This is a genomic window from Thermoplasma sp. Kam2015, assembly GCF_003205235.1.
In the GTDB taxonomy this organism is placed as follows: Archaea; Thermoplasmatota; Thermoplasmata; order Thermoplasmatales; family Thermoplasmataceae; genus Thermoplasma.
On sequence record NZ_QJSM01000020.1, the window covers coordinates 61538 to 76292 of the forward strand.

14 protein-coding genes are annotated in these 14755 nt (G+C 44.6%); 9 read left to right on the forward strand and 5 right to left on the reverse strand.

The genetic code is table 11. From position 1 onward, the window contains the following. Nucleotides 1–88: 88 nt before the first annotated feature. Nucleotides 89–1096, reverse strand: coding sequence for a BadF/BadG/BcrA/BcrD ATPase family protein (locus DMB44_RS03525; RefSeq protein WP_110640895.1), 1008 nt, complete (start codon nt 1094–1096; stop codon nt 89–91). Then, nucleotides 1093–2043, reverse strand: a complete 951-nt coding sequence (locus DMB44_RS03530) for an SIS domain-containing protein (protein WP_110640897.1) — start codon at nt 2041–2043, stop codon at nt 1093–1095. Before DMB44_RS03530 ends, DMB44_RS03525 begins: the two co-directional genes overlap by 4 nt. A 289-nt stretch (nt 2044–2332) precedes the next feature. Here DMB44_RS03530 and DMB44_RS03535 point away from each other — a divergent pair, with 289 nt between their 5' ends. The 3 genes from DMB44_RS03535 (at nt 2333) to DMB44_RS03545 (ending at nt 4660) form a co-directional block, all read left to right on the forward strand. Continuing rightward, complete coding sequence (locus DMB44_RS03535) at nt 2333–3091, forward strand: SDR family NAD(P)-dependent oxidoreductase (RefSeq protein WP_161952085.1); 759 nt, start codon at nt 2333–2335, stop codon at nt 3089–3091. Between the two features lie 100 nt (nt 3092–3191). After that, nucleotides 3192–3560: a RidA family protein gene (locus DMB44_RS03540; protein WP_110640901.1), complete on the forward strand. Its 369-nt coding sequence runs from the start codon at nt 3192–3194 to the stop codon at nt 3558–3560. Nucleotides 3561–3568: 8 nt separating this feature from the next. Next, a complete protein-coding gene (locus DMB44_RS03545) occupies nt 3569–4660 on the forward strand; it encodes an alanine racemase (RefSeq protein ID WP_110640903.1) in 1092 nt (363 codons plus the stop codon). Nucleotides 4661–4973: 313 nt separating this feature from the next. Here the strand turns inward: DMB44_RS03545 and DMB44_RS03550 are convergent, their stop codons facing one another. After that, nucleotides 4974–6194, reverse strand: a complete 1221-nt coding sequence (locus DMB44_RS03550; RefSeq protein ID WP_110640905.1) for an MFS transporter — start codon at nt 6192–6194, stop codon at nt 4974–4976. Nucleotides 6195–6286: 92 nt separating this feature from the next. On the opposite strand from DMB44_RS03550, the gene DMB44_RS03555 reads away from it, so the two are divergent. Both DMB44_RS03555 and DMB44_RS03560 read left to right on the forward strand, forming a co-directional pair. After that, nucleotides 6287–8053 carry a S9 family peptidase gene (locus tag DMB44_RS03555; protein ID WP_110640907.1) on the forward strand — a complete coding sequence of 589 codons (1767 nt, stop codon included), beginning with the start codon at nt 6287–6289 and terminating at the stop codon, nt 8051–8053. Then, nucleotides 8053–8634 carry a hypothetical protein gene (locus DMB44_RS03560; protein WP_110640909.1) on the forward strand — a complete coding sequence of 194 codons (582 nt, stop codon included), beginning with the start codon at nt 8053–8055 and terminating at the stop codon, nt 8632–8634. The genes DMB44_RS03555 and DMB44_RS03560 overlap by 1 nt, the downstream gene beginning before the upstream one ends. Here DMB44_RS03560 and DMB44_RS03565 read toward each other — a convergent pair. After that, nucleotides 8619–9374: a class I SAM-dependent methyltransferase gene (locus DMB44_RS03565; RefSeq protein WP_110640911.1), complete on the reverse strand. Its 756-nt coding sequence runs from the start codon at nt 9372–9374 to the stop codon at nt 8619–8621. The two genes, DMB44_RS03560 and DMB44_RS03565, sit on opposite strands and share 16 nt — an antisense overlap. 342 nt (nt 9375–9716) lie before the next feature. Between DMB44_RS03565 and DMB44_RS03570 the strand changes: the two genes are divergently transcribed. The 4 genes from DMB44_RS03570 (at nt 9717) to DMB44_RS03585 (ending at nt 13913) form a co-directional block, all read left to right on the forward strand. Next, nucleotides 9717–10271 carry a hypothetical protein gene (locus tag DMB44_RS03570; protein WP_110640913.1) on the forward strand — a complete coding sequence of 185 codons (555 nt, stop codon included), beginning with the start codon at nt 9717–9719 and terminating at the stop codon, nt 10269–10271. Between the two features lie 46 nt (nt 10272–10317). Further along, the gene (locus DMB44_RS03575; protein WP_110640915.1) at nt 10318–11352 is read left to right on the forward strand and encodes a hypothetical protein; all 1035 of its coding nucleotides are present in this window, start codon (nt 10318–10320) and stop codon (nt 11350–11352) included. Continuing rightward, complete coding sequence (locus DMB44_RS03580; protein ID WP_110640917.1) at nt 11339–12457, forward strand: CaiB/BaiF CoA-transferase family protein; 1119 nt, start codon at nt 11339–11341, stop codon at nt 12455–12457. The genes DMB44_RS03575 and DMB44_RS03580 overlap by 14 nt, the downstream gene beginning before the upstream one ends. Before the next feature lie 88 nt (nt 12458–12545). Continuing rightward, nucleotides 12546–13913, forward strand: coding sequence for an MFS transporter (locus DMB44_RS03585; RefSeq protein WP_110640919.1), 1368 nt, complete (start codon nt 12546–12548; stop codon nt 13911–13913). A gap of 72 nt (nt 13914–13985) precedes the next feature. On the opposite strand, the gene DMB44_RS03590 is transcribed toward DMB44_RS03585, so the two are convergent. Next, nucleotides 13986–14636: a helix-turn-helix domain-containing protein gene (locus tag DMB44_RS03590; RefSeq protein WP_110640921.1), complete on the reverse strand. Its 651-nt coding sequence runs from the start codon at nt 14634–14636 to the stop codon at nt 13986–13988. Nucleotides 14637–14755: the final 119 nt, after the last annotated feature.

A 14755-nucleotide genomic window follows, 5' to 3' on the forward strand; every position in this document is an offset into this window, starting at 1 on the left:
TTTCAAGATCGCGATTGCCAATTTGATAATTTTTTTTAAATTTTTCCGCTTAGTCATGCATAATATTTTTATGTTAAAGTGTCTGAAATCAGGGTGGCTTAGTCAGTTTCAATATTTCAATGTAATCCGGCAGCGCTGTAACATCAAGATCCATAATGGCCCGATCCGTCTGAGAGACGATGCTGTCCCTTAGATTGGTATCGAACTGAATCTTCATATTGTTTAGGAACATGATGATGCCTCCCACCGCAACGTGATATCCATAGAAGAGTCTCAATGTTTGGTTTTCAATCAATCTCTTTACAGTATCTGTCAATATTCTACCTGCCATCACCGTTCCACCTACCAATGCCACATCTACCTGATGATCGAAGAATTCAGTCATTCTCTTCAGGATCCTTGCATCATATTCTCCAGCCTCATCCAGAATTTTCTTTGCTATAGCATCCCCTTTATACGCCAGCATAGAGATCCTTGGGGCCATCAAAGCAACCTTTCTTTTTGGATGATCCCCTTCGAGATCGTTTATGGCCTGAATGAAATCATTTCCAAAATGTTGTTCAACAGCTCTGATCAATGAGTCGCCAGCTATGAGACCATCGTACTGCTCTTCACTCAGAGTTATGGCCCTTTTAGCAATCCAGGAAGCAGATCCCTCGTCACCTGCGAACCATCCCCAACCGCCGATCCGATTCAAATGATTCTCTTTCTGATATATTCCTATGCTTCCCGTACCTGGAGCAAATATGAGACCATCGTGAAATAGATTTGCCATCCTATAGGCAAATACCCCGTCGTTTTCAATGTAGAAAATACGATTGCCTGCGACAGTTTTTGCCAATCCACGGCCAATGTCATTTGCCTTCGGAGAGTCCCCGTATCCTGCTATTCCCAATACGAGGTCATAATCATCGGTTCTCCTCAGAGAAGTTGCCATATCTATAGCCTTTCTAATGTTATTAGCCGCAGTTTCTATAGAAACTGAAAAATAATTGGACGGCCCAGCAATTCCGACTCCAAGAACCTCCTCCGCTTCTGTATCATAATATATGGCAAAAGTCTTTGTTGCACCGCCATCTACCGAAACGACCTTCATTTTACCACCTTGGTGAGTTTCTTTGGATGATCAGGATCTATATTGCGTGCGATTGCGGATCTAAGGGCCAGAATTTGCAGGGGAATTATATCAGCTATGGCCCGCAATAGAGGATCGTCTAGACCGCTGATGAGATCAGATCCAACGGTATCCACCAACAGAAATTTGGAAGTATATGTTCTGATCTTATCAGAAGGCACATCGCTAATGCACACCACCAAAGTCTGATCATCTAAGGTCTCTATGTATCCATGTTGGTATTCTCTGAAAGGAAAGCCCTCTGCATCTATTCCTGCCGTCTCTCGAAGCTTAAGCGCACCCTCCATCGCAGAAACATTGAATATTCCGGATCCAAGAAATATCGCCTTCTTGAAAGAAAAATCCATACTTATAGAAGCAGATTTTGCAATCAATTCATCTATGGATGCGGAGAGACCGGCGATGTTTATATCAAGCCCTGAAATCAAGGAATAGATGGCTGAGGAAGCGATTAGGGATCCAGTAAAGCTCTTTGTGGCCGTTATGGCTATTTCCTCCCCAACGTTGTAGCTGAGATTATGGTCTGACATATGGGCCAGCGTATTCGTTTCACCGTTTGTGATGGAGACAAGTTTGAAATTTCTATTCTTGGCAGCTTTAGCGGATGCTATGACATCTGAACTTTCTCCAGACTGACTGAAGGCAATAACGAGACCATCTCTGTATTCAGAACTTTCGAGCATATCATTGAATAGCGAAGACTGCATCGGCCTGTTGAATATTGACAGGCGGTCCAGAATAAACGATAAGAAGAGAGCGGAATGATAGCTGCTTCCGCTTCCGATTATGAATATGTCTCTATCGTCGTAGAATAGATCCTTGATCCTTTCACCATGGTTAATTATCCTATCAAAAGATCTTTTAACAGTGAGAGGCTGTTCCTTTATCTCCGCTTCTAAATGATACATGATCCTGTCATATGGTAGAGTTATTTAAATAAAACTGGTGTTTCATTGCATCCGCAGCATATGGGGCATTGCTTATGAAATTGAATGAGAGATATTTTCCTGCATTTTGATTATGCTTCACTCATGAGCTATTGGATATGGAGGTAGTCCATGAAAAGCCGAAGCAGGTCTTAAAAAGTATGAGGAAAACAGCCCTGAAAAATTATGGATCAAGGAAGGTCTGAGATAAGCCCTACTTACTATGAATAATGTTATTATTTTGTATTCCCATAATGACACTGGTATCAACATGAGGCTGTCAAATAAGAATGCGATAATAACTGGTGGTGCCGGATCTATAGGATCAGCTGTCGCTGAACGTTTTCTGGAAGAGGGGGCCAATGTGCTCATAGTGGATCTGGATCAAAGATCCATCAATTCCACAGTAAATCGTCTAAAAAACAAAGGTGGAAGGATTGATGGATTCAGTGCTGATGTTTCAAAAGCCAGCAGCGTCAAAGAAATGCTTGATCATGCTATGAAATTTTTCGAAAAAGGGAGGATAGATATTCTAGCAAACATAGCAGGTATTGGTCCGTTCTCTAAGTTCACAGAAATCAAAGAATCAGACTGGGATAGGACAATCGACGTGAATCTGAAGGGAACGTTTCTCACCTCACAGGAAATATCCAAGGTAATGATAAAACAGGGAGGTGGCGTGATAATAAATATGTCTTCGACGAATGGTATTCTGGCGGAAGAGGGCCTTGCGGCTTATAATGCTTCCAAGGCAGGTGTGATCCTCTTATCGAAGACAATGGCGCTTGAACTCGCAAAGTATAACATCAGGGTAAATTCCGTATGCCCTGGATTTATAAGGACAAAGCTTCAGGATGAGGCCGGTCTGCCCAAGGATATGATCGATAACTACATCAAAAAGATACCTCTGGGAAGATTTGGAACGCCCATGGATGTTGCAAACCTTTTCTTGTTTCTTGCATCAGATGAATCAGCCTTCATAACGGGTACAGAGATAGTTATCGATGGCGGACAGATATGTCAGGAGTGAAGACATGAACGCCGCCGAATTAATATTTTTCCTTATTTGGGGGTTCTGGGGATTAAAAGCTTAAGCATAATATTTTTATCCGTCGAGATCATTGTTTTCTATGTCACAGAAAAAAGTGATCGATGTATCCGACCTTCCTAAAGGTGGCCCGTATTCTCATGCTGTTGTCTCAGGAAATCTGGTCTTTGTTTCCGGTCAGACCGGTCAGGTTCCAGATAAAAAGACTGGTTTTTCAGATCAATTCAACATTGCAATGGAGAAGATACGGAAGATTCTTCAGCAGGCTGGATCATCGCTGGATAACATATTGAAGACCACGGTGTACATTGCAGATGCCAGATATTTCAAGGAATTGAACGATCTGTACGGTAAATTTTTCAAATCTTCGCCACCAGCGCGGACAACGATAGTCTCTGGCTTTGTGGCTGATGATGTCTTGGTGGAGATCGACGTCATCGCTTCGATATAGGTGAGTCGATGGACTACCTTAAGGCACTCAACCTCCCCTTTGATACGCCATTCATGGTAGTTGATATAGAATGGACCAGAAAAAACATAAGGAAGATGCAGGATGTTGCCGATAGAAATGGTAAGAAGCTGCGGCCACACTCCAAGACTCATAAGATACCAGAACTTTCTAAGATGGAAATTGAGGCCGGTGCTGTCGGTGTGTGTGTGCAGAAGACGGCAGAAGCCGAGATCATGTTCTATGGCGGAGTAAAGAATATTCTGCTCAGCAATGAAACCTTCGGAAGCAAGTTTCTACGGCTTGGAAAATTGGCCTCCATGGGTTGTGATATTACCGTGGCTGTTGATAATGTCCCAGCGCTGGATCAATTCTCTGAGGTATGCAAGCAGCTGGGAATACATGGGAATGTATTGATCGATGTGAATATAGGTATGAATCGCTGTGGCGTAGAGCCTGAAAGAGTTGATTCCCTGATTGAAGGAATTAAGAGTCATGTCAATTTGAACCTTGCTGGCATAATGGCCTATGACGGTCACGTAAATGATCCTGATGTTAGGAAGCGTGAAGAGGAGGTAAGGGCAGAGGAATCCATCATAGAGCCGATTATAAGAAAAATCAGACCGTACTGTTCAGATGATCCTGTTGTTTCGGTTGGTGGAACGCCAACGGCTGAGATCTGGGCAAAATCCTCTCTGGCCACGGAACTGCAGCCGGGAACATACGTGTACTATGATGTACACTGTATGAGACAGAATCTCTGCACCATAGATGAGATATCCATGGGCGTGGTTTCTATGTGTACCAGTGAGAGTCAGGGTGATCGTATTGTTCTGGATGCTGGATACAAGTCCGTGGCGATTGATCAGGGTGTTTATCCAATGGTGATGGATGCGTATGGAAACGAATACAAAGTTCTATCGATGTCGGAGGAGCATACTGTGCTAAAAGCAAAGGATAACTCTTCGCATCTTGGGCAGAGATTTCTTTTGCTTCCTTACCATGCATGCACCACGACGGATCTCTGGGATTCGGCCTACGTATTCGATGGGAATAACCAACCATACAGTTTGCCAATCCGTGGAAGAGGAAAGAGAGAATAACCTTGCAAAGAAGCTGGGAAGTTTAGTTATGTGTGTCCAAGGACATAGGCGCTATGAACCAAAGAGTATTTGAAAGAACCGTGGCCGCGACAGGAACACCATAAGCGTTTGTTCTTCTGATTTTCGAGAACTTTCCCTGCAATCTGCAAAACTCCGATCTTCGCCGAAGGGAAGACTTGAACAATCGGCTAAAGAATAACCCACCAAATGTATCCATGTAGAATAATAGCATCATCGGAGCACAGATAGACGCGAGAAAAAATGAGAAATTTATTATTTAAATTAAATATCTATCATTGGGAACATGGCCAGCTTATTCAGCTATCTCCTCTCTCAGCTGTGCATTCACTATTTCCTTCACATTCTTCGGATATCTCATGGCAACAGTGATTATCAGTGCGATCAGTGCAGGAATAACGGCTGCATAGAGAAATGCCGTCCTGAATGCTATCCTGGTCAGAAGGTATGAAAGCAGAAGAGGCCCTATGATCCCGCCTATGTTGAATGTCATCAGTACGGCACCGCTGACTGATCCCACGACCTGGTCCCTGACCATATCCTGTCCAGCTGCAGGGCTGAGAATTGAGAATATACTCCATCCTGTACCGAAGGCTATGGTGAGTATCAGGTAAAGGAGAATACTACGATGAAGCAGCACCATCAGCAGCGAGGAGAGGAATATCAACGTTATTGCAAGGACGAGTATGTATTTTCTCCCGATCCTGTCGCTTGCCATTCCGGCTGGAATACCGAAGATGATGCCGCCGACGCCCAGAACGGAGACTATAACGGCCGTCGAACCGTAGGTGAAGCCGACGACCTTCTCCAGAAAATAGGAGAAGTATCCAAGCACGTTGAGTAGGGTGAAGCCGAAAAAGAACATAGCCAGCATTGGAAAGATCGAATATCCATTCACCATCTCTCTTAACGGGTTCTTGGGTTTCTTCTCCATTTTGAATATGTTTGGAATGAACGCATAGAATATTGCTGAGATGACGAAGCCGATTATTCCCGATATGAGGAACGGCATCCTATAGGAATGGTGAAACGGAAGGAATATATATGGCGCCATCACGAGTCCAAGGCCAGCCATGACGCCCCAGACCATAACACCGGTGCCTCTTGATTCTGGATTGGCATCGCCCAGAAATGCAACCGATGCAGACTGAAACATTCCCACGCCAAATCCGACGAGCACTCTTGAAATGATCAGCTCGACGGCATTGACCGAATATCCGGTCGCAATTGTGAACACCGAAAAAAAAAGAACGGACGCAACCACTATGGCCTTCGGTGAGAATTTGTCGAAGAGAAAACCTCCCACAAGACTGAACACAGCTATGCCGGCTGCATATCCACTGATCAGTATTCCTAGATAATAGGAGGGGAGCCGGACATTGGAAATTATGGTCGCAGAGGCGAACGTATATGCAGATCCATCAAAATCGGCTGCAAGTGCAGGCAGCGCGCCGATCACGAAAACGGTGATCAGGCCAATCACGCTACTTGTTGCCAGTTTTCTTGTTGTCTCCATACCTGTCAAATATATTCATGGTGATAAAACTTTCGTCTCACGAAACCACAGAATGAAGCCAATTTTCTTATATGATATGATAATTCATTGCTATGGATCCGATGCAGGCATATAAAGTAAGGTTTGCGAACGATATATTTATAGATGGCGACTGGGTATATTTTACGGAGAAGTACATCAGGAATGATGAATATCATTCTATTATAAAGCGGATGGACCGATCTGGAAATATTGTGCAGGTTACGTTCGGTGAAAATGAGCGCTATCCCAAGATATACGGCAATTCGCTCTTCTACATCAAATACACAAAGGAAAAGGAATCTCTGATGCGTGTTGATAATCTATCAGAGGCTAAGGAGATCGCCTCATTTGCGAAGATCTCGGACTACGTCCTGATAGGGAAGGATATCTATGTCATAGCGCAGGAGCCCACGGATAATACATTGCCATTTGAGGCCCATGATATAAAATATAGATTCAATGCGCGTGGCCTTCTCCGTTCCTATAATGCCCTTTACAGGATAAGGGAGAAGCCGGAGAAGATCTATTCCGGAAATTTCGATGTCACAGGTATAAGATCAAACGGAGGCAGGATAGTCATATCCACAACCGAAAATTCGAACGATTATGGTCTCACCGATCTTTTTGAAATCGATGCAGAGGGAAAGAAGCTTAAGAGGATAACGAAGGATTCTGCTGATATAAATGATTTCGCTATATCTGATTCTGGCAGAATAGCCTTTTCTGGTTACTACGGACTGGATGTGGGCAGGGTCTCAAACATAGTATTCCCTGAGGAGGATCTAGAGATATCAGTTGGAAAGGATGCATACAACTCAGTCATAGGAGATTCCTTTGGTGGCTCGCATTACAGGATTCTATTCTACGGCAATAAAATATATGCCATTGGGCAGGATCGATCGTCTTCTTTCGTCTATGAAGTCGGCGACGAAGTCAGGAGGATCACGCCTGAGGAACGCAACATAGTGGACTTCGACTTCAGAGGTTCGCTCGCCTACATCTATTCTGATATGGTGCATCCATCGGTGGTCAGTTTCGATTCTGAGTACGACCTGAATCCAGACATCAGAGGTATAAAGGCGCAGTCGTTTGATATGGATGGCGGCGAATGCTTTGCCATGGTAGCATCAAAGGATGCTCCGTCCATACTCTTCATACATGGTGGTCCGCACACTGCTTACGGACACACGTATTTCATAGAGTTTCAGTATTTCTTTTCCAACGGATACAACATACTGTTCTGCAATCCTCCCGGAAGCACAGGATACGGGCAGGAATATGAGAAAGCCTGCATAGGCGACTGGGGTGGAAAGGATCTTCAGTACATAGAGAAGTTCGTAAAGGAATGCAGGATCAAATATGGGCTCACAGGAAAGATCGGGGTGACCGGCGGTTCCTACGGAGGATATATGACCAACTGGATCGTGACGCAGACGAACGAATTTGCTTGCGCAATATCTGAAAGATCCATATCCAACCTATTCAGCATGATAGGCACAAGCGATATCGGCTTCTGGTTCAACACGCTTGAACTGGACTTGAAGGATCCGTACTCCAGTGAGGGCATGCAGAAATTGATGGAATTTTCACCCATAAACTACGTGAAGAAGGTTAAGACACCGACAATGCTCATAACCGGAGAGGAGGACTACAGATGCCCAATAGAACAAGCAGAACAGTTCTACGTTGCACTTAAGCTCAACAATGTGGATGCCTCTCTGGTCCGATATCCTGGCGATAATCATGAACATGCCAGATCAGGTGTTCCAAAAAACATGCTGGACAGGCTGAAGAGAAAGACCGAGTGGTTCGATAGGTATCTGAAGAAGGAAAACTGATGATTGATTTCATCTACCTGTTAGGTTCGGTCATACTTCTCGCTTCGCTGCATATGGTGGCTCCAGATCACTGGTTGCCACTGGCAGCTCTTTCCATAAAAAGGAAATTGAAAGCTTCCAGCGCCGCATTCATAGCCTCTGTTCTGGGTTTTGCGCACTCATTGCTCTCTCTCGCTCTTTCGCTGGCTATAATATTCCTTGGTATGTACTTTTTTGGGTTCGTCTCATTTAAGATAATTGCCATCGTCATAATAGGCATCGTGTGTTTTTACATTTTCATGAACACGATCATGGAATCGAGGAGATCAACGAAAGTCGAGGAAACCGCGCTGACGGTTAGCGTCCTACCCGATCCAGCGGTTCTACCCTTCGTCGTGGCAGCCGGCATATACGGCGATTACGGTATATTTTACATATCATTCGCCTTTGTGGGGGCGAGCGTGATAGCCCTTGCATTGATATCTTATGCAGCCAACAAGGGGCTTCTATCAGGGCTTAAGAACCTAAATCCTGTAACCGTAGACAGGATCGTGATAGTCATACTCATCATCACGGCCGTCTACATCTATATCTTCGGCTGATCTGCCTTCGTCAGAGCTATTATCAACCTTTCCTTTCTCAGTACCATCTTCTCAGGATCGAAGCGAATTCTCCTCAACTGATCCGATGTAAGACCATTCAGAAACGAGAGGCACTTCTTCCCAGCTTCAGAATCCTTCGGTACGGGATAAAGCCATTTTTCGAAGGTCAGTTCCTCAATGGTCGTATTCATAGATAAGATCTTGAGGCCATGAAGTTCAGCCAATTTGCGATATTCGCTTATCTTGAGAGCACCGACATGCGTTGGATCCCTGATTCTCTCCAGCATGTTGAAGTTGTCTTCGTCATCGTCTTCTGGTGAGACCATATCTGCTATCGCTATGGTCCCATTTTCGGCAATTAATTTCGAAGCTTTGTTAAAGAAGGCGCTTTTGTCGTTGAAATGATGAAGAGCCCTCCGTATTGTGATGGCATCGAATTTGATATCGGTCTCATAGGATTCAAACTGTGTCTTGATGAACTCCACGTTCTTTATGCCACGATCCTTCATGAGATCCCGTGCCTTATTTATCATATTTTCCGTTTCATCTATGGCAATCACGCGCCTGCATTTTTGTGATAATGCGGCTGCTGTGAAGCCAGTACCGGTAGCGACGTCTAGACAGTTATTCAGACCATCCGGTATGATCGACATGAGCAGATCAAGATCCGCACCCTTAGCATGAGAAACGCTTTTTGCATAACCTTCAGCATATTTATCGAAAAATGGATTATCTGACATCGTTGTTCATGCGCCCGTTGATGATAAAATTTTAGTTCAGCTTATGGCAGCACTGCGACCAAGAACGCAGGGATATAGCCTTTCTGGATATGCTAAGTAGATCAATGGGTGTGCACGTTCTTCGGATAACCGGCTGAAGCATTCGGCCACGCTCCATGAGCCTCACTATACCAATAGGTCAAGTGAGCGATAATCTGAAACTTCACTCATGGGTGGAGTGGAGACCAGCAACAAGCTCCGAAGCCTTAGTGAGGAGTAGCTGACTCTTCCATTTATCAAGCTTTATCTAAATATCGTTTCTATCTGGCGTAAACTTAATTCAACCGTAACGATCATCATTGAGTGATAGACTTTGACAGGCTGTATACTTTCGCATACAGCCTTGTGATGCATTATCTCCTTGCGTTCAAGTACATTTCATACGGGTTAATATTAGGCATCTTGCTACTGAGGAAGACATATAGAACAGCCTTTGGAGGCAAGTTTTCAAGAAGATCCATATTTCTTTCCCCACTCCTGTATCTGATATTCACAGTTGCTGTTTCATTCAATATGCTGATCGTGTCAATGATCGTGTCTATTTTCGCTTTTATCCTTGGTGTCTATGTATCATTTCACACATCCAAAAGCATAATATTCTTCACAAAGAGTCAGAGGACATACTATAAGAGACCTGTATGGGTTGTCTCTGTATGGTCCCTGGCCTTCATAGGGAGGCTTACTGTGCTCTTCTTCTTTCCGGCGGTGAACGGAGACGTCTTCTCCATTCTGCTGTTCTTCGCCACCGGCCTTATAATTGGAGAGGCGGCCCATACCGTGAGGAAGCAGAAGCAGGCGACGAGCCAGACGAGGAAATTCAGACTGAGAATACCAGGCATAAGTAGACGCAAGGGATAAAACATGTTAGATGCCTTATTAAAATAATCACTACCAATCAATTATTATGCTCACTGACGACACTCTCCGTGAAGGGCTTCAGACTCCAGGTCTTTCCTTCACCGTTGACGAGAAGATCAGGATTGCGAGGATGATCTCTGAAGCCGGTGTTAAACGTGCGCTTGTTTCATATCCATCCGCCCATGCTTCAGAGGTAGAGGTAACCGAGAAGATAGTTTCAGAAAGATTGTTCTCCGAGGTTTTCGCCCTTGGAAGAACGGTGATCGATGACATAGATGTAATAGCTCAAACTGGTGCCAACATATCTCTTCATCTTCCCTTTGGTTCCTTTGATATGGAGGATATATGCCTAAGCATCAAGCATGCAAAAAAATACGGCAGAACAGTGGAGATAGCCATAGTGGATGTCGTTTCCTACGGCATTGATGATGTCGTGCGCATTGCGAAGAAATTTTCAGAGTGCGGTGCAGATGTTGTACAGCTTCCCGACACCAAGGGAGCCGGAACGCCTAATAGGATGGTGAGTATCGTCAGAGAGGTCAAGAAAAATTTGGATGTGGCGGTAGAAATACACTGCCACAATGACCTAGGCCTGTCAATTGCGGAGGCCATCGCCGGAATAGACGCTGGTGCAGATCATGTTGATACTACCGTGATGGGTATCGGCGAAAGGAACGGGATAAGCGATGAAATAACGATTGCAAGGTATCTGAACGATATAGGTATTGAGAAATACGACATCAAAGCGTTCAGAAGAGCCTACGAATATGTCTTCGATCTGATCATGAATAAAATAGGATCACGCTTCTTTATGGATAATATGCCTGTTCTTGGCAGAAACGTGGAGACGGTTACAGCAGGTACTCATGCAGGATCCTTTCCCTCAGATCACTATTCATTCAACGTTTATGCGGGAAGGAATGCGATCAGGGCGGCCCTTTCCTCCAGAGGTATAAATGCTACCGATAGTGAGATCCGAAAGATAGTGCAGATGGTGAAGGATCACTCCGTCATAGAAGGAAGGGCGTTTCGTCTGGACGATGTTGTAAAGATATACGGTGAGGTTCATGAGAGTTCTTGAGATAGGTCATATAGTTGCAGGCCCAACCGCGGGTCTTCTGCTCTCAGACATGGGATTCGAGGTTATAAAGATAGAGAGGCCAGGGAGTGGCGACATAGCGAGATCTCTGACCGGATCAAGCGCTGGAGCATTTCCATTCTACAACAGAGGAAAGAAGAGCATAACGATAGATCTCAAGAGCGAGGACGGTCGTAAAATATTCTTGAAACTTGTTTCGACGTCTTCCGTAATAATTGATAACCTTGGATACGGTGCGATGGATTCTCTGGGTCTCTCCTATGAGAGGATCGCTGATGTTAATCCACGGATAGTCTATCTTTCGATCAGAGGATATGGTGACGGCCCATATGAGAGGAGAAAGTCGCTGGATTATCCGATCGAAGTACACAGCGGTCTGGCCTACATGACGGGCCTGACCGGAAGGCCGATGAGGGTGGGCGCCTCCATCGTCGATATGGGTGCTGCTATGTTCGGCGTCATGAATGTGATGAATGCTCTGTCTGAGGTTGAAAGGACGGGCAAGGGGAAGAAGATATCGGTAGGGCTGTTTGAGACCTCTATGTTTTTTGTCGGACAGCACATCGCAACCTATCAGATAACCGGACAGGAACTGAAACCGATAAACGAAGAAGGGTTCGCATGGGGCATATACGATTTCTTCAAGACAAAGGATCTTAAGGATGTCTTCGTTGCGGTCACCACCGACGAGCAGTGGAGGCACTTCTGCAGTGAATTTTCTCTCGATATTCAGGATAAATACCCAACCAACAAGGCAAGGTATGAGAACAGGAAATCGCTAATCCCGTATCTCCAAAACGTCATCGGACAGTATGAAGAAAGGGAATTGATCGGTAAACTGGAAAAATCCAACATTAGCTATGCTACCCTGAACAGGCCATGGGATCTCATATCTGATGTGCATGCTTCCAGGAAGATGGCAAGAGAATCCTATAATGGTAAGGATCTTTATGTTCCCACTTCACCACTGAACACGTATCGCGAAGGTGATCCACCTTCTCTGGGGAGAGACAATGATGAGATACTTGCTGATCTTGGATATTCCAGAGAGGAGATCGATATATTGCGAAGGAAGAACGTAATATGAAATATATTAAATTGTTATCTATTGATTTTGAAATAATTATAACATGTTAGATCGATAATTTATGATGTGGGTAAAACATTAACATATCATGGTCGAGGAAAAGAAATATACGGGTAGCGTCTCAGATAGGCTAGAAAGGCTGCCATTTGGGACGCCCCAGAGAAATTTTCTGCTCATGGTGACGGGAGGGGAATGGGCAGAAACGCTGATGCTGCTTGGAAACGGTGCGATACTTGCGCTTGTGGCCACCGTCCTTCACTTCAGCCATGTGCTGGCTACACTGGTTGTGCCTACCTCTTTCTTCCTTGGCGAATTCATCGGCAGTATATTCTTCGGCTGGCTCGGGGATCAGAAGGGAAGGAGGACGGTGTTTCTGTACAATCTTCTGGTATTCTCCGTTGGCATGATTTTGGCCGGCCTGATGTCTTCAGCCATATTGATAGCTGTGTTCGTCTTCATAGGAGGAATCGGTGTGGGCGGTGAGTTCCCGATAGTTGACACGTTCACAACTGAGATGATGCCGGGAAGAGAACGTGGAAAGAGACTGGCCACCGTATACACCATAGCTGTTACCGCAGGTCCGGTGATCGCATTTCTGGTCTATGAGATGAAGGTGATAGCGCCACCGTTCTATTCGTGGAGGATAATATTCTGGTTCATGGGTATAGTGGGCATAGCTATATGGGCGGTGCGTACGAGACTAAGTGAATCCCCGAGATGGCTTGAGGTTCATGGCAAATACGATGAAGCCGATAAGATCGTCAGTAACTGGGAAGAGAGGATCATGAAGGAGAAGAACATGGCGAAACTCCCTGATGTCAGGGAAAGCACGGATATTTCACCTAAGAAATCGAGGTACAGAGACATATTTGCTCCGGACATAAGGAGCAGAACCATAATGATGCTCATATTCCAGTTCTTCCAGAGTGGAATATTCTATGGGTTCGTTTCTCTTGCTCCTCTGTTCCTTCTAGCCAAGGGCATATCGCTGGTGCACACGCTTGAGTTCACATTCCTGATCTATTCTGGATTCTTCTTCGGTAGCATCTTCAACATCTTCATAATAGACAAAGTTGAGAGGAAATGGGGGATCATAACCAGCGCACTGGTTGCCGGCGTAGTAGGTACTCTGTTCGCCATAGAGGCAAACGTCGTTGCCGTTATCATACTCGGTTTTATCGTTACGTTCACATTATGGAACTTCTCAAACTTCTTCCACACCTATCAGGCAGAGATATTTCCAACAAGGGTCAGGCCAACCGCCGCTGGAACGGTTTACAGCGTGAGCCGTATATCCACCTCCATACTGGTGCCAATAATAACTGCGTTCTTCCTGCCGCATGGAGTCCTCGCATCGTTCGGTATAATATGGGTCTTCATTATCATAGTGGTGCTTGACCTCGCAATTCTCGGACCGAAAGCATCCAGGCTCCGCGTTGAGCAGATCGCGTCGTGAAGATATAGTTCTTCAAAAATTTTTTATCTCTTTATTTCCATAATTTTTGAAGCGTAGATATTTTTTTAAATTTCAGTGCCAGAATAGCATCTTCATTATCTTCTTCTCTGCATTTCTAAGGTGATATAGAGCCGTCGGCTTGGCCATCTTCAAGTAAGCAGCTAGATTGGAGAGATCATTACCTCTTGGCCATGAAAAATAACCCATCCTGTATGCGTTTAAAAGAACGTTCTTTTCGGTATCTGTCAGATCGAACATTATATCGGACATGCTGGAAGCCATTATGGCTGGTATTGAAATGGATGCCTCCAGCCTCATGGAATCAAAGCTTTCAATATGATTGTATCTTGATACCGCATCAAGTATCGCATCTACCTTCTCCTTATCCAGTACGAGGACCTGAAATACTTCTACCCCATCGTTTGCGAGCAACGGATAGATGGGCATGCCTCCATTCTTTTCTATAGATCCCATTATACCATGGGAAATCTTCCGGCCGATGATCAGGCTGTATTTTTTCTGTCTGGATATATTTAGAGAGTTGAAATCCTTGATCAGATGGCCCTTGAGCCCTGGTATGTCATCAGACCTGGTTATGGCCACAACGGAATTCATTTTGAAATCCTCCGTGAGCACATTGAGGATGAATAGCTTCGACTGGGTATTGTAAGCTGCATCGGACAATCCGCATTCGCTGGAGATGCTGAAGGTAAGATAATACATATAAATACAATCATCATTCTATATTTAAGCTTTGGTAAATTTATTAATCAAAATTCAGATGAGGGCATATCCGGTCATATGAGATTTCGTGCATCGATAAACGTATAGTAAAACGTCTT